The sequence below is a fragment of the Pseudomonas sp. S10E 269 genome (genome assembly GCF_002798465.1).
Taxonomy (GTDB): Bacteria; Pseudomonadota; Gammaproteobacteria; order Pseudomonadales; family Pseudomonadaceae; genus Aquipseudomonas; species Aquipseudomonas pergaminensis.
In genome coordinates this window covers 4,028,941-4,044,330 of record NZ_PHIJ01000001.1, presented here as the reverse complement: position 1 = coordinate 4,044,330, position 15,390 = coordinate 4,028,941, and the positions used below count along the sequence as shown (strand labels likewise).

Genomic DNA, 15,390 nt, shown 5'->3' with positions numbered 1-15,390 from the left:
CATGAATAATAAAAACAACGATAAAAGTATTCGAAAGATAGAAACCAACGGGGTCGAACAGATCCCGGACCACGAACGTACCGCCGGCCCCAAGGATCTGTTCCGACTGATCTTCGGCGGTGCCAATACCTTTGCCACCGCCGTGCTGGGCTCCTTTCCGGTGTTGTTCGGCTTGTCGTTCCAGGCCGGCGCCTGGGCGATTGTGCTGGGTGTGCTGGTGGGCGCGCTGATCCTGGCACCCATGGGCCTGTTCGGGCCGATCAATGGCACCAACAACGCGGTGTCATCCGGCGCGCACTTCGGTGTGCACGGGCGAATTGTCGGCTCGTTTCTCTCACTGCTGACCGCCATTGCCTTCTTCTCACTCTCGGTGTGGAGTTCGGGTGATGCGCTGGTGGGCGGTGCGAAACGTCTGGTCGGCCTGCCGGAAACTGATCTGACCCTGGGCCTGGCCTATGGCCTGTTCGCCCTGCTCGTCCTCACCGTATGCATTTACGGCTTTCGCTTCATGCTGTGGGTCAACCGCATTGCGGTATGGGCCGCGAGCCTGCTGTTTTTGCTGGGCATCTTCGCCTTCGCGCCGGCGTTCGACAGCCACTTCGCGGGCACTGTAGCCATGGGCCAGGCCGGCTTTTGGGCGGCCTTCATCGGCGCCGCGCTTGTGGCCATGAGCAACCCGATTTCCTTCGGTGCGTTCCTGGGTGACTGGTCGCGCTACATCCCGCGTGAGACGCCGAAAATGCGCATCATGCTGGCGGTGGTGCTGGCGCAAATCGCGACGTTGATCCCGTTTCTTTTCGGCCTGGCCACCGCGACCATCGTGGCGATCAAGGCACCGGACTACATTGCGACCAACAACTATGTGGGCGGTTTGCTGGCAGTGGCGCCGACTTGGTTCTTCCTGCCGGTGTGCCTGATCGCGGTGATCGGCGGCATGTCCACCGGCACCACCTCGCTGTATGGCACCGGGCTGGACATGTCCAGCGTGTTCCCGCGCCTGTTGTCGCGGGTCAAGGCCACGCTGCTGATCGGGGTGATGTCGATTGCCTTCATCTTCATCGGACGTTTCGCCGCCAACCTGGTGCAGAGCGTGTCGACCTTTGCCGTGCTGATCATCACCTGCACCACACCGTGGATGGTGATGATGATCATCGGCTTGATCGTGCGTCGCGGCTTCTACTGCCCGGATGACCTGCAAGTATTCACCCGGGGTGAAACCGGCGGGCGCTACTGGTTCAGCCATGGCTGGAACTGGCGCGGGCTGGGCGCGTGGATCCCGAGTGCGTTGGTGGGCCTGTGCTTCGTCAACCTGCCGGGGCAGTTTGTCGGGCCGCTGGGCAACCTGGCCGATGGGATTGATATCAGCCTGCCGGTGACGCTAGGGCTGGCGTCGGTGGTGTACCTGACGTTGCTGCGGGTCTTCCCGGAACCTGCGGCTGTCTACGGGCCGACGGATCCCCGCAGTACGCGCATGGATGCGCGCGTTAAACCGGCACTGCAACCCGCCGCCTGATCCTCATAAAAAAGATAATTGGAGACTCGCCGTCATGGCTTTGGATTTATTCGTCGTACTCATCTACGCCGCCGGCATGCTCGTGCTCGGTTATTACGGCATGCGCCGCGCCAAGACCCACGAAGACTACCTGGTAGCCGGGCGCAACCTCGGCCCGTCACTGTACATGGGCACCATGGCCGCCACGGTGTTGGGCGGCGCGTCCACCGTCGGCACCGTGCGACTGGGGTATGTGCACGGTATCTCGGGCTTCTGGCTGTGTGCCGCGCTGGGCATGGGCATCATTGCGCTCAACCTGTTCCTGGCCAAGCCGCTGCTGAAGCTGAAGATCTTCACCGTGACCCAGGTACTGGAAAAACGCTATAACCCCATGGCCCGCCAGGCCAGCGCCGTGATCATGCTGGCCTACGCACTGATGATCGGCGTGACCTCGATCCTGGCCATCGGCACCGTGCTGCAAGTGCTGTTCGGCCTGCCGTTCTGGATCTCGGTGTTGCTGGGCGGTGGCGTGGTGGTGGTGTACTCGACCATCGGCGGCATGTGGTCGCTGACCCTCACCGACATCGTACAATTCGTGATCAAGACCGTTGGCCTGATGTTCATCCTGCTGCCGATCTGCCTGTACCGCGTCGGCGGCTGGGACGAACTGGTGGCCAAGCTGCCGGCATCGAGCTTCAGCTTCACCGCGATCGGCTGGGACACGATCATCACCTACTTCATGATCTACTTCTTCGGCATCCTGATCGGCCAGGACATCTGGCAGCGCGTGTTCACCGCCCGTGACGAAAAAGTCGCCAAGTACGCAGGCACGTTCGCCGGTTTCTACTGCATCCTCTACGGCCTGGCCTGTGCACTGATCGGCATGGCGGCGCATGTCCTGATCCCGGACCTGGATAACGTCAACAATGCGTTTGCCGCTATCGTGAAAGCCTCGCTGCCCGACGGCATTCGTGGCCTGGTGATTGCCGCCGCCCTCGCAGCGATGATGTCCACCGCCAGCGCCGGCCTACTCGCCGCCTCCACCGTACTGACCGAAGACCTGCTGCCGCGCCTGCGTGGCGGCAAACAGTCGAGCCTGGCCATCAACCGCCTGTTCACGATGCTGACCGGCGTTGCCGTGCTGGGAATCGCACTGGTAGTGAGCGATGTGATCAGCGCCCTGACCCTGGCCTACAACCTGTTGGTGGGCGGCATGCTGATCCCGCTGATCGGCGCGATCTTCTGGAAACGCGCGACCACCTCGGGTGCGATTACGTCCATGACCCTAGGCTTTGTGACGGCACTGGTGTTCATGATCAAGGATGGCTTGGACGCGAACACACCGATCTACTACAGCCTGGCGGTAGGGCTGGTGAGTTTTGTGGTGGTGAGTTTGTTGTCGCGCCGGCCAGCGGGTGTGGCGGCCAACGCGGTTTGAGATACAACTGGATTTAGAGCGGTTTCTTCAGCGGGCGCGACGTCGGATGTCGTGCCCGTTTTTTTATCAGTACATTGCCGAACTTGCAGAAGCTTTTGCCTGGATGATTTCTTGGACTAAGCAGGCCCATAACAACCCTTGCGTAGTGCCCCCGGCATAGGTTGCCCCGGCCACAATTTGGTTGTAGGCAGACCAACAAACTATTGAAAGTCCATCTGAGGTGCCGGGCCGGGCACATTCGATAATGTGCAAGTCACCACTCTCGACCGCCCCGCGATAGGACTTTGGAAAGTGCCGGGAAACAGCGGCCAGACACGCCGCCAATATCTGCGCCTTGTACTCCAACGTCGAATCAGGTGGAACCTGCCCACCGGAGACAAGGATGTAATCCCCATCCAAGCGGCAATTCATGACGCCGATTGGTAAGTCGTACTGAAGCTTGAGCCCACGCATTTCGGCACCCTCATTACCGATAGCACGTAACTTGAAAAACCAGCCGATGATCGCGATTGCCTCTGGACCCTCTACGCCCATGGCAGTGACGACGAAGTGCTCTCTGCTCAACTCGGCAATTTGAACCGCACTCAGGTGGCCGGGGAGGAACTGAACCCCGGAACGCAGCAAAAGCGCCCCAACCTCCTCCATAAGATGGCTGAATTCCAGATCGTAGCCCGACACCTCAATAGCCCGCCCAATCCCAGGGACCCCATAACGTTCTTGGAATTGCAGTGGACTGATCTCAGCAAGTCCACCTCCCGGCTTGCCACTGGGCCATTGCCTGTTTTCGATATCGCGTTGCTCTTGGATCGCGAGCTCCACGCCATTGGCATCACTCCTATAGGCTCGTACGATCCGCGACTGCACAAATCGGCCCAGCGACGGGTTGTCGGCCAGAAGCTTTTCAAACAGTTCAATGCCCGCACGATTGCATTCAACGGCCAAATACTGATTACCAGGAGTCAGGTGGTCGTTTTGCAGCGGCTTTGCAGTCGTCTCCGTTGCTGACAGATGCCGCATATTTACAGGCTTATGACTAGCTCCATCGCTCGCCTGATTTCCTCCGTATACGGTGACCCGATAATTTGCCAGGCGGAACATCAAGGCTTGCAGCAGGCCGTTGATACCTCTGCCGATGATGGACACACGCGGTGCATCGGCATAAGCCTGTTGAGAGGGGATAATCAATGACTGGGCAAGTTTGCGCCTGACAATGCCGCGCAAGGCAGTCAAGCTGAGCTGAACCGAGACCGCATAGTCAAGGTCGCAATGACAGGCTTCGGTGGTTGCTGCCTGCGTAGTCAGCGTCGCGGGTTTGCGCCATGTGGCGACACCGCATCCGAGCGCTTGTGCGCGCATTCGAAACGCATCCAGTGTCCCAGGCCCATAGTCCAATACCAACTGGATATTTTCAGACGTTGCCAGCGCCCGCACAGCACCATCAGTGAAGATATCCGGCTTGGCGACACACACCAAGCGAGCGTGTGGGTGCAGGCTTTGAATCAGGGCTTGATCAATGCGATGGGCGGTTTCATCATTCATGGATACACATAGGGCAACAGCATAAGCCCCCTCCAACGCCTCGAACCAGTCCGTCACAAATGACACGCGGCTGTCAATATTGGCCGGTGAGCGGCCTTGTCGAGCCAACACCTTGACCCGAACATCCGGATCTCGATCCAGCAACAATTTGACAAGCTCTTTACCCACATTGCCGTATCCCAGTACACAGATATCAAGCGGTAAGGAGCCATCGGCCTGTTTCAGCCAATGCGCGATATAGGCAGCAACATGCGGTGCGTTGACCCCCGGTGTATTGAACACTCGAATATCGTTGGAGTCGCACAAGTCCAGCCGCACCTTATCCAGACTCGTGCCCCTGCGAACCAAAGAGAGGTCTCCAAAGGGATGGGAGGTACGCCACTGCTCAATGACGTCTGCATCAATGACTTGGTCCCCCACAATGAGCGTTGATGGACGCAGTAGTCCGATCTGCATGAGCAGAGTTTGCTTGGTCAATGTTTGAGGAAGAAACACTACGTTGCTGGGTGCGTCAGCCTTCCAGCCTCTTGATGCAGGTGCGATATGTAAAATGCTTTCGGTGGTGGCGATGAGTGACACGGCAACAGGCGGAACTGAAGAGAGCGACATAGCTGTGTCTCCAACATTTCTGAATGAGTGCCCCCTCGAAAAGAGGAACTCAATAAAGTTGGGGCGCTACGAAGAGGCGCTTGAGTTTCAAGCTATGCGTATTTCCAGAATTAGATAAGTCAGCCGATTCCGACTGACAGGCAGTCCCTTTCCGACGATGTTCAGGGTCAAGGATGAGTTAGACGGAAATACAGCCCTATGCGGAAGCAGGGAGCGGCGACAGCTGTCGCACAGCTCTTTTGCCTGATGCAAAAGAACTGTGGGAGCAGGCCTGCCAGCGAACGCGGCGTATCAGTCAACTTTTTCATCGGCTGACACACCGTTTTCGCGAGCAAGCCCGCTCCCACTTGGATTCTGAGGCGTTATAAAGACTGCAGTTTATCGCCGACGTGGACGACGTTGCTCGTCATCTGTACGAATCGGCACAGGCTGCAGTGGAGGCTCGATCAAGCCCAATGCAACACCCAGATCATGGAGCCAGTTTTGAATTTTCTCTTTCATGGTTGCCCCCTTTGAGGGTAATGCTGGTAGGCGCAAGATCTGTCGCCCTTTCCTACACTGATAGTAGCCCTAAGTCCTACGCATTGCTTGAACGAAACCACAACGAACTATTACTGAATTGATCCAAATCCTGACGGATCGTTCAAGCAATCGCACGTGTGTCTTGCAGGAACTCGGCCTTGCCCTCTTGCTGCAGGTCGATCCATGCGTTGAGGTTAGCGCCGAGCATACCCTTTCGCCACATCAGCCAGGTCGTCGCAGTGGCAAAAGGCCCTGTCAGCGGATGAACGGACACGCTGTCCTTGCCTGGCAGGCTGGCGAGCATGGATTCGGACATCAACGCCACCCCGGATCCGGCGATCACACACGCGAGCATGCCTTGGTAGGATTCGATCTCAATTGCCCGCCCCATGGCCACCCGCTCGTGGGAAAACCAGGTTTCCAGGCGCGTGCGGTAGGCGCAACTGCGGCGAAAGGTAAACACTGAGCGGCCCGCCACATCCTGCGGCCCGCGCACCGGCGGGTGATCGGCTTCGCAGATCAGCACCAGGCGTTCCTCGCACAGGGCCACCCCGTCCAGGGAGGCGATGGTGATGGGGCCGTCCACAAAGGCAGCATCCAGGCGACCGGTAATCAAACCTTCGAGCAACTCGCCGCTGGGCGCCGATTGCACCTGAAGGTTCACCATCGGGTAAGCCTTGTGATAACGCGCCAGCAGCTTCGGCAAATGCACCGCTGCCGTGCTGTACATGCTGCCCAGAACAAAATCACCCGCCGGCTGCCCGCCTTGCACGGCACCGTGGGCTTCGTCGTGCAGCGCCAGCAGACGGGTGCTGTAGTCCAACAACACTTTGCCCGCAGGAGAAAGCTGCAAACGCTGGCGCTCGCGCACGAACAACTCGACGCCGAGTTGTTCCTCCATTTGCTTGAGGCGCGTTGACAGGTTGGACGGCACCCGGTGCAAACGGTCAGCCGCTCGCGTGATGGAGCCCTCTTCCGCCACGGCTTGGAAGATGCGCAATTGACTGAACTCCATACCTTTCTCCAAAACAGAACAAGTTACTCACTATTATTCAATTTTACAGAAAGTCAATCGGCTTTAGCCTGAAGGTATTCGTTTACCCGCAGGAAACCAGACCATGTCCCCGTTGATTCGCTTACTTGCCAGCTTTGTCGCCTTGATGATGGCGATGGGCATTGGCCGCTTCGCCCTTACCCCACAAATGCCCCATCTGCTCAGTGAAGGGCAGATCGATCTCACGGGCGCCGGCCTGATTGCCGCCGCCAATTACCTGGGCTACTTCGTCGGGGCGGTGGATTCGATCTTTGCGCGCAGTCATCACCATGTGCGTGGACGCTTGTATGGCGGGTTGTGGCTGTGTGTGCTGCTGACCCTGGCGTCGTACTGGGCCCATGGGTTCTGGCCGCATCTGTTGTTGCGCTTCGGCACCGGGGTCGCGAGTGCCTGGGCACTGGTGATGATTACCAGCCTGAGCCAACCATTGGCGATTGCCGCCGGGCGTCCGCGTCTGGGCGCACTGGTATTCGCCGGGCCCGGACTGGGGATTCTGCTGACCGGATTACTGGCGCTCGGCGCCAACCTGCTGGGGCAAAACTCGGCCACCCTGTGGTTGGTGTACGGCGTGGTGGCGCTGGTGATGTTGCTGGCGATTCTGCCGTTCCTGCCCAAGCCGTCTGCCGCCGCGAGCCCCGTAGCCGGCCACTCCGACGCGGGCAGCAATGGCAACATTGCGCATTTGTGCTGGATCTACGTGTTGTACGGCCTTGGCTATATCATCCCGGCGACGTTCCTGTCGCAGATGGCCAGCGCGCAATTCAAGGGCGCCTGGCAGGCCGACCTGTTCTGGCCGTGTTTTGGCCTGGCAGCGGCGATAGGTGTGGTGGTGGCAACCCTGCGTCGCAAGGATCCAGACACCACTCGCCGGTGGCTGATGACCACCCTGTGGCTGCAAGCAGCCGGGGTGTTTGCCTGCCTGCTGGGCAATGGTTGGGGCCTGGCACTCGGGGTATTGCTGTGTGGCGGGCCGTTCCTGGCGTGCATGCAGTTGGTGATGGCACGCCTGCGGGACGTCGCCCCCCATGGCTACCAACGCAGCACCGGGCTACTGACCGCCAGCTTCGCCATCGGCCAGTTAAGTGGCCCGTTGCTGGCGTCGGTCAGCAGCCACCTGAGCGGCGGCCTGCAACCCGCGCTGGTCGTCGCCGGCGCGGGCTTATTGGTGGCAGGCTCGGTGTTGGTCAGCCGGCAACCATCGGCGCAGGCACACGCACCTGTTCACGCCGTGCCAGCACCAGGAAAAACAGCCCACCCAGGAAGCACCCGGTAAACCAGGCGAAGTTGGCCATGCCCTGCAGCGCCGGGGTGAAGGTGATCGCGACGCCCACCAGCGTCGCGGGTACCAGGGCCTTGACCGCCGTCCAGTTCACGCCGCCGTCGAAGTAGTAACGCCCGCTGGGGCTGTCGTCAAACAGTGCATCCACATCAATCTTCTGTTTTTTGATCAAGTAGAAATCCACCAGTAGGATCCCGAACAGCGGCCCGATGAAAGCTGCGAGGATATCCAGGGTGTAGTGGATCATCAGCGGGTTGTTGAACAGGTTCCACGGGGTGATGAAGACCGACGCCACGGCAGCGATCATCCCGCCCGCGCGCCAGCTGATTTTGCTCGGGGCAACGTTGGCGAAGTCAAACGCCGGCGAAACGAAGTTGGCGACAATATTGATGCCGATGGTTGCCGTGACAAAGGCAAACGCGCCCAGCAATACGGCCATGCTGTTATCGATGCGCGAAACCGTCGCGATCGGGTCATGCAGCATTTCACCGAACACCGGCAAGGTGCCCGAGACAATCACCACCGTCACCAGGGAAAACGCCAGGAAATTCACCGGCAGCCCCCAGAAATTACCGCGTCGCACATCCTGCATGCTGCGGCAGTAGCGGCTGAAGTCGCCGAAATTCAGGGTCGGTCCGGAGAAATACGACACCACCAACGCCGTGGCCACAATTACCTGGCCAAATGCTTGCCAGCCCGACAGCGACTTCTCCGCTAGGGTGAAGCTGATGTTTGACCAACCGGCCTTCCACACGATCCAGCCCGCCAGGGCGAACATCACCGCATACACCACCGGTCCCGCCCAATCGATAAAACGGCGGATGGACTCCATGCCCGCCCAGAACACTGCCGCTTGCAGCACCCACAGGCTGAGGAAACCCAACCAGCCAAGGTAGGACAGGCCTGCAAAATGTGGCTCTGCATACACCGCCATCTGTGGGAAGAAACGCAGCACCACGATGATCAACGCACTCGAGGCCAAGTACGTTTGAATCCCGTACCAGGCCACCGCGATCAAACCGCGAATCACCGCCGGAATATTCGCACCGAACACCCCAAACGCCAGCCGGCAAATCACAGGATAAGGCACCGCTGCCTGCTGGCTGGGCTTGGCCACCAGGTTGGCGATCAACTGCACGATGCAGATACCCACGAGCAAGGCGATCAACACCTGCCAGCTGGCCAGCCCGAGGGCAAACAGGCTGGCGGCAAACACATAGCCGCCAACGCTGTGAACATCACTCATCCAGAAAGCAAAGATGTTGTACCAGTTCCACTTTTGCGGCAGTGGACCCAGGTCCTGGTTATACAGGCGCGGGCTGTAGCCTTTGGGCAATTGTTCTGACATCGCTGGGCTCCTCGATATACCGGCCTGCGCTACCGTCGCAGGGTGCATACGGGAGGCGGCATGGTTTGTATACGAGATAGTCAGCAGAATGCGTGCCAATTGAGCGCAATCCCTCTGGCACGTCGCTCCAAAGGGTTGGATACAGGGTTATAGGGTGGGGCTACGCTCAGCAACGGTGCATGTACATCCTGTACACAATCAGCGGTGCACTCGTTGTGCACACAGGTAGCCCACCGTGCAGCACGCAGCGGTCAGGAACGTGCCCCAGGCCATGTCCATGACCGCAAGCTGGGCCGACCAGCCTTGCAGCGTGGCCCAGTTGCTCAGGTCGTACGTGCCGTAGGCGACCAGGCCGAGCAACGCACCCATTCGGGCCGCACGCTGCCAGCTGGCGCTGGGCAATACCACGAACACCACACAACCGATGACATAGAGGAGATAGAACAACACCGCCGGCAACAGCCGTGGTTGATCGAGCATCAACGGGCCGAGCAGCGATTTATAGGTGGGGCCCATCAAGACGCCGAGCCAGAGGCCGTCGAGGAGCAGAAACGCGAGCAAGGTACCGAGGAAGGCGAACAAGGATTTTTTCGACATGGGTGCAGCCCTTTTATAGGAGCGAGGGGGACGCCTAGCTCCTACAGAAGAGCAAATCGCACTCAGCTTAGTTCAATGCGATCCGCATGAATCACGATCTGGCCTTGCTTATACAGCGCACCGATGGCTTTCTTGAAGTTGCCCTTGCTCACGCCGAACAAGTTACTGATCACCGCCGGATCGCTTTTATCGCTGACCGGCAAGGTGCCGTTGTTTTCGCGCAACTTGGCGAGGATCTTCGAGTTCAGGCTGGAGGCTGCTTCCTGCCCAACCGGTTGCAGGCTCAGGCTGATGTTGCCGTCGGCACGGATCTCTTTGATAAAGCCTTTTTCTTCCTTGCCCGGGCGCAGGAACTTGAACACTTCGTTCTTGTGGATCAGGCCCCAGTGCTTGTTGTTGATGATCGCCTTGAAGCCCATGTCAGTGGCTTCGGCCACCAACAGGTCGACTTCCTGGCCCACCTGGTAGTTGGCGGGGGTCTTGTCCAGGTAGCGATCCAGGCGTGCGGTGGCGGTGATGCGCTTGGTGTGCTTGTCGAGGTAGACGTGCACCACACAGTATTCACCGGCGCTCAACTGGCGTTTTTCTTCCGAATACGGCAGCAGCAAGTCCTTGGGCAAACCCCAGTCGAGAAACACGCCAATACTGTTGACTTCGACCACTTTCAAACTGGCGAATTCACCCACTTGAACTTTGGGCTTCTCAGTGGTGGCGATAAGTTTGTCATCGCTGTCCAGATAAATGAAAACGTTAAGCCAGTCTTCATCTTCACTGGGAATATCTTTGGGGATATACCGATTAGGCAAGAGGATTTCACCGTCTTGCGCACCGTCTAGGTACAAACCAAAGTTAGTGTGTTTAACCACTTGCAAGCTGTTGTAGCGCCCGACTAAAGCCATGTTCAATACCCTCATTACGTGGGCGGCATTCTACCCGAGTTGCGCCTGCCACGCGCGCGCGCCTGAAAAATCGCGGCCTGGCGTGGCTTTCCAATGGCACTGCCCCGCTCGTCCGATCACTGGGCTGAATTTTCCGGCGCTGCCAACCGCCCTCCCTGCCTGTCGTTTCGAGTTAAAACAGCAAGTTAGAGGCTTATTTCAAAAATAAACTTTGGCTATTTTCGACCCCGCAACTTATTACCGGGGGATATTTACCAAGCAATTGTCAAGTATTTCCTGTACGATGCCTGGCCAAGTTAATTTTCTACAGGTTAGTGGCCGCCATGCGCGTAAAAGCATCCAACAGCAAAGCAAAGCCAGCTCCCGCCGTTGAAACCAGCGAGTCGATCAACAGCCAGATTGCGGCATTCCTCAAGTCCGGCGGCGAAATCCAGCAAATTGCCAAGGGCGTCAGTGGCCAGACATTCGGCCCGTCCAAGCAGATCAGCCTGGGTAAAAAGTAATACTGCGCAACACCCCTGGTCCCTAAGCGTCTTGCCTTCAAGGCGCTAGGACTAGAGCCCGAAATACCCTCGCCAGCCATCCCACAACCACGCTAATCGACGAACGGGCCTCATCTCCTGGCATTCGCCGGTATGCTTGCACACGTCTAGCACGGGCATCTGCCCGATTTTCCCCGTCACTGCTCCTCGCTTTTCATGGAGTGAAGCATGTTCAAATCCTGCATGTTCCTGATCGGTGCCCTGGTGGCCAGCCCACTCGCCGAAGCGCAGATTTTCCAGCGCGAATTGGGCGACTTCGACCTGAAATTGGGCACGACCCCCAGTCGCAGCATGGCCCAGGGTCTGGTCAAGCCAACCTCTCCGGGCAGCGACTCGTTCCACGGGGGTCTGGACTTGAGCCACGACAGCGGCCTGTACTTCGGCCAATTCTCACCGAACATGGGCTTGTCCTCGTCCAGCAATCTCGAAGTCGACTCCTACATGGGCTTCAAACACCCCTTCGACCAGACCCTGGGCTACGAAGTGGGCCTGATCCACTACAGCTACCCCAAGCTCAGCCCTCTGGACAGCCAGGAGTTCTACGGCGGCCTGAACCTGTTGGGCAATCGCTTCGGCGCGTCCTTCAGCAATGATCCGGATCGCCAGGACAGCACCCTGTTTGCCGACCTGGGCGGCACTCAGCCTTTTGGCATCGGTGTCAGCATGAAATACACCACTCATCAGCTGGGCACCCCGGTCTCGGTGGAAGGCGGCTCCATTCGCACCTTCAGCGACTGGTCGGTGCAATTCTCCCGAGAGTGGAAGGGCGTTGATCTGGATCTTATCTACAGCGACTCGAGCCTCAGCGGCGGGGATTGCTCAGCCTATTCCGGACACAATTCGCAATGCGATGGCCTGTTGACGCTGAAGGCGGTGCGGTCGTTTTATTAATGGGCTGAACTGTCGCACCCGGCACAGGTTCACATGCAATAACCCACATTGTGAAGGACCCGCCCATGCTGCGTCGGCTCAAACTACTGGTGGTATTACTGACCCTGAGCCTGGTGCTCGCTGGCTGTAATCGCGTAGGCCTGGCCTATCGCAACCTGGACGTGATCATTCCCTGGACCCTCAATGACTACCTGGACATGAACGCCGGGCAGAAGAGCTGGTTCAACGACAAACTCAAGGAGCACTTGGCCTGGCACTGCACCACGCAATTGCCGGGCTACCTGGATTGGCTGGACCGACTGCAACAGATGGTCGACGACAATCAGGTCACCGACGCCGCCTTGCAGACCCGCACCGCCGAAGCCAAAACGGCCATCGCCGAAGTCGCCCGCGAAATTACGCCGTCGGCCATCGAATTGTTGCAGGGGCTGGACGATCAGCAGGTCAAGGAAATGAATGAAGCCCTGGCCAAGGACCTGCGCAAACGCCAGGACGACTACCTCAAGCCACCACTGGCCAAACAGATCCAGGAACGCGCCGAGCGCATGAATAAGCGCCTGGATGCATGGATGGGTCCCCTGAGCGACAGCCAGAAAAACCGCGTGACGGCCTGGTCCATCAGCCTGGGTGAGCAAAACCAGCAATGGATCGGCAACCGCGCCCATTGGCAGGCGCAATTTATCGACGCCGTAAAACAACGCAAGAGCGCCGACTTCCCGCAGAAAATGCAGCAATTGCTGGTAGACCGGGAAAGTCTATGGACGCCTGAGTACCGCCTCGCCTATGCACAGACCGAAGCCGCAGCGCGCAGCCTGATCGTGGACCTTATGGCGGAAAGTACTGTGCAACAGCGCCTGAAACTGACGCAGAAAATCGACGGTGTACGCAGCGACTTCAAGGCACTTAAATGCCTCAAGGCCGCCGCACTGTAACGCATTGGATCAGGCAATCTGAGCCTTGGAAGACACCTCGGCAAAGGTCGCCGGATCCAGCGCATCCGCCTGCTCATCGAGCACCTGGCGCGGGTGATCATTGCCCGGAATCGAGCTGTCGATCAGCGCCAGCAACTGCGCACCCAGCGGCGTCAGGATGAAATTCTCGCCATTACCGCCCTCTTCCTCGGGGCGCGATTCAATAAAACCACGCTTGAACAACAGCGCTTCATAATCTGCCGCCGTCTTCTTGAGTGCGTCCAGGTTGCCGGTGGACTCGCCCGCCGTGGCCTTCTCGGCCGCTTCCTGCTCGGCGTATTTGCGCGGGGCGAAGCTGCCCTCGCCGTTCTGCACTTCATGCAGCAGACGTTCGATCAGATCCCAGTTGTAAGTCGTCATCCTGATTCCTCCTGCAGGCTGGTGGAAAGTAGCCCGTCAAGGTTGTGACAGGCCGCGTCAGTAGCCGTTCAGCCTAATAGACAGACGTCATTTCTCTGAACTTTCCAGACGTTCGCGGCCTCAACAGCACATAACCGCCAAGGAGGTCTACCATGAAAACCCTGATGAACCTGGCCATCGCCGCCGCGTTGTTGAGCGCGCTGCCCGCTTGGGCCTGCACGCCCGACGAGGCCACAACCAAGCGCGAGCAATTGGCCCAGGAAGTGGCCAAGCTGACTGAACAGAACCCGAACAAGGCCAAGGAGATGAACAAAGAGCTCCAGAAGATGGACCTGGATACGGAAAGCGCTGAGTTCCCCGACAAATGTCAGCTCATCGACGCCCGCCTCAAGGAACTCAAGGAAGCCGCGGCCAAAACTCAAAACTGATGGCAAAAAAAACCGGACAATCGTCCGGTTTTTTTACATCACCCGAGCCTTATTCCGCAGCAGGTGCTTCTGGCTTGCGGCGCTTGAGTGGTGCCATGCCATCCTTGCTGACGAGCGACAGGTTGTCAGTCTTCGGGCGGTTGGCGATCTTGCGCTTGGTCGGCGACTTGGCACCGGTCTTCTTCTTGTCGCCCTTGGCGTCAGTCTTTTTCTTCTTCACGCCAACGGCTTTGCCCGACGCCTTGACCTTCTTTGGCCCGGTGTAGGTGCCTTTGACTTCCTTGATGGTGCGACGCTCGAACGACTGCTTGAGGTAGCGCTCGATGCTCGACATCAGGTTCCAGTCACCGTGGCAGATCAGCGAGATGGCCAGGCCATCGTTGCCGGCACGCCCGGTACGACCGATACGGTGCACGTATTCGTCACCGCTGCGGGGCATGTCGAAGTTGATCACCAGGTCCAGGCCGTCCACGTCCAGGCCGCGCGCGGCAACGTCGGTGGCAACGAGGATCTTCACACCGCCCGCCTTGAGGCGGTCGATGGCCAGCTTGCGGTCCTTCTGGTCTTTCTCGCCGTGCAGCACGAACGCCTTGTATTCCTGGGCTACCAGACGGCCGTAGATGCGATCAGCGGCGGCGCGGGTGTTGGTGAACACGATGGCCTTCTGATAGGTCTCGTTGGCCAGCAGCCAGTTGAGGATCTGCTCTTTGTGCACATTGTGGTCAGCGGTGACGATCTGCTGGCGCGTGGTCGCGTTCAGGTCGCTGACGTTGTTGACCTGCAGGTGCTCAGGGTTGTTCAGTACCTTGGCGACCATGTCGCGCAGGGTCGAACCACCGGTGGTGGCGGAGAACAGCATGGTCTGCTGGCGGTTGACGCACTCGCCGACCAGGCGCTGCACGTCGTCGGCAAAGCCCATGTCGAGCATGCGGTCGGCTTCGTCCAGCACCAGCACTTCGACTTCCTTGAGGTCGAGGTTGCCAGCGTTGAGTTGCTCGATCATGCGACCCGGCGTGCCGATCAGGATGTCCGGGACCTTGCGCAGCATGGCGGCCTGGACCTTGAAGTCTTCACCGCCGGTGATGATGCCGGACTTGATGAAGGTGAACTGCGAGAAGCGCTCGACTTCCTTCAGGGTCTGCTGGGCCAGCTCGCGGGTCGGCAGCAGGATCAGGGTCTTGATGCTGACGCGAACCTTGGCCGGGCCGATCAGGCGGTTCAGCACAGGCAGGACGAAAGCAGCGGTCTTGCCGCTACCGGTTTGAGCCGTCACCCGCAGGTCACGCCCTTCGAGCGCGAGCGGGATGGCCGCTGCTTGCACAGGCGTAGGCTCGACAAATTTAAGCTCGGCCACGGCTTTGAGCAGGCGTTCGTGCAGGGCGAATTGGGAAAACACGGGTGCTACCTCGAAGAAATACAAA

Annotated in this window: 15 protein-coding genes; 7 read left to right on the top strand and 8 right to left on the bottom strand. The window is 58.9% G+C overall.

Annotated elements, in window-relative coordinates; genetic code table 11:
* The first annotated feature begins 1 nt into the window (after position 1).
* On the top strand, positions 2–1,513 hold the full coding sequence (locus tag CWC48_RS18840; protein ID WP_100492374.1) for a cytosine permease: 1,512 nt from the start codon (positions 2–4) through the stop codon (positions 1,511–1,513).
* A gap of 34 nt (positions 1,514–1,547) precedes the next feature.
* A complete protein-coding gene (locus CWC48_RS18835) occupies positions 1,548–2,930 on the top strand; it encodes a sodium:solute symporter (protein ID WP_078049673.1) in 1,383 nt (460 codons plus the stop codon).
* Positions 2,931–2,996: 66 nt separating this feature from the next.
* Here the strand turns inward: CWC48_RS18835 and CWC48_RS18830 are convergent, their stop codons facing one another.
* From CWC48_RS18830 to CWC48_RS18825, 3 genes are all read right to left on the bottom strand, one after another.
* Entirely contained in the window at positions 2,997–5,078 is a 2,082-nt protein-coding gene (locus CWC48_RS18830; protein ID WP_100492373.1) for an FAD-dependent oxidoreductase, read from the bottom strand.
* 378 nt (positions 5,079–5,456) lie between these two features.
* Positions 5,457–5,579, bottom strand: coding sequence for a PA1414 family protein (locus CWC48_RS30695; RefSeq protein WP_003193089.1), 123 nt, complete (start codon positions 5,577–5,579; stop codon positions 5,457–5,459).
* Between the two features lie 142 nt (positions 5,580–5,721).
* Positions 5,722–6,615, bottom strand: coding sequence for a LysR family transcriptional regulator (locus CWC48_RS18825; RefSeq protein ID WP_100492372.1), 894 nt, complete (start codon positions 6,613–6,615; stop codon positions 5,722–5,724).
* A gap of 103 nt (positions 6,616–6,718) precedes the next feature.
* Here CWC48_RS18825 and CWC48_RS18820 point away from each other — a divergent pair, with 103 nt between their 5' ends.
* Entirely contained in the window at positions 6,719–7,927 is a 1,209-nt protein-coding gene (locus CWC48_RS18820) for an MFS transporter (RefSeq protein WP_100492371.1), read from the top strand.
* Here the strand turns inward: CWC48_RS18820 and CWC48_RS18815 are convergent.
* The 3 genes from CWC48_RS18815 to CWC48_RS18805 all read right to left on the bottom strand — a co-directional run bounded on the left by CWC48_RS18815 (position 7,839) and on the right by CWC48_RS18805 (position 10,777).
* Positions 7,839–9,281 (bottom strand): NCS1 family nucleobase:cation symporter-1, encoded by a 1,443-nt coding sequence (locus tag CWC48_RS18815; RefSeq protein ID WP_100492370.1) that lies wholly within the window; start codon positions 9,279–9,281, stop codon positions 7,839–7,841. The two genes, CWC48_RS18820 and CWC48_RS18815, sit on opposite strands and share 89 nt — an antisense overlap.
* A 198-nt stretch (positions 9,282–9,479) precedes the next feature.
* A complete protein-coding gene (locus CWC48_RS18810; protein WP_078049679.1) occupies positions 9,480–9,878 on the bottom strand; it encodes a DUF2177 family protein in 399 nt (132 codons plus the stop codon).
* Between the two features lie 62 nt (positions 9,879–9,940).
* A complete protein-coding gene (locus tag CWC48_RS18805) occupies positions 9,941–10,777 on the bottom strand; it encodes a S1 RNA-binding domain-containing protein (protein WP_034099624.1) in 837 nt (278 codons plus the stop codon).
* Positions 10,778–11,100: 323 nt separating this feature from the next.
* Here CWC48_RS18805 and CWC48_RS18800 point away from each other — a divergent pair, with 323 nt between their 5' ends.
* The 3 genes from CWC48_RS18800 (at position 11,101) to CWC48_RS18790 (ending at position 13,142) form a co-directional block, all read left to right on the top strand.
* Positions 11,101–11,280, top strand: coding sequence for a hypothetical protein (locus CWC48_RS18800; protein WP_003193095.1), 180 nt, complete (start codon positions 11,101–11,103; stop codon positions 11,278–11,280).
* A 207-nt stretch (positions 11,281–11,487) separates the two neighbouring features.
* The gene (locus tag CWC48_RS18795) at positions 11,488–12,210 is read left to right on the top strand and encodes a TorF family putative porin (protein ID WP_100492369.1); all 723 of its coding nucleotides are present in this window, start codon (positions 11,488–11,490) and stop codon (positions 12,208–12,210) included.
* A 65-nt stretch (positions 12,211–12,275) separates the two neighbouring features.
* Positions 12,276–13,142, top strand: coding sequence for a DUF6279 family lipoprotein (locus tag CWC48_RS18790; protein ID WP_078049681.1), 867 nt, complete (start codon positions 12,276–12,278; stop codon positions 13,140–13,142).
* A gap of 9 nt (positions 13,143–13,151) precedes the next feature.
* On the opposite strand, the gene CWC48_RS18785 is transcribed toward CWC48_RS18790, so the two are convergent.
* Complete coding sequence (locus CWC48_RS18785) at positions 13,152–13,541, bottom strand: transcriptional regulator (RefSeq protein WP_078049682.1); 390 nt, start codon at positions 13,539–13,541, stop codon at positions 13,152–13,154.
* 152 nt (positions 13,542–13,693) lie between these two features.
* Between CWC48_RS18785 and CWC48_RS18780 the strand changes: the two genes are divergently transcribed.
* Complete coding sequence (locus tag CWC48_RS18780; RefSeq protein WP_078049683.1) at positions 13,694–13,969, top strand: hypothetical protein; 276 nt, start codon at positions 13,694–13,696, stop codon at positions 13,967–13,969.
* A gap of 49 nt (positions 13,970–14,018) precedes the next feature.
* On the opposite strand, the gene CWC48_RS18775 is transcribed toward CWC48_RS18780, so the two are convergent.
* Positions 14,019–15,365 carry a DEAD/DEAH box helicase gene (locus tag CWC48_RS18775; RefSeq protein ID WP_016979359.1) on the bottom strand — a complete coding sequence of 449 codons (1,347 nt, stop codon included), beginning with the start codon at positions 15,363–15,365 and terminating at the stop codon, positions 14,019–14,021.
* Positions 15,366–15,390: the final 25 nt, after the last annotated feature.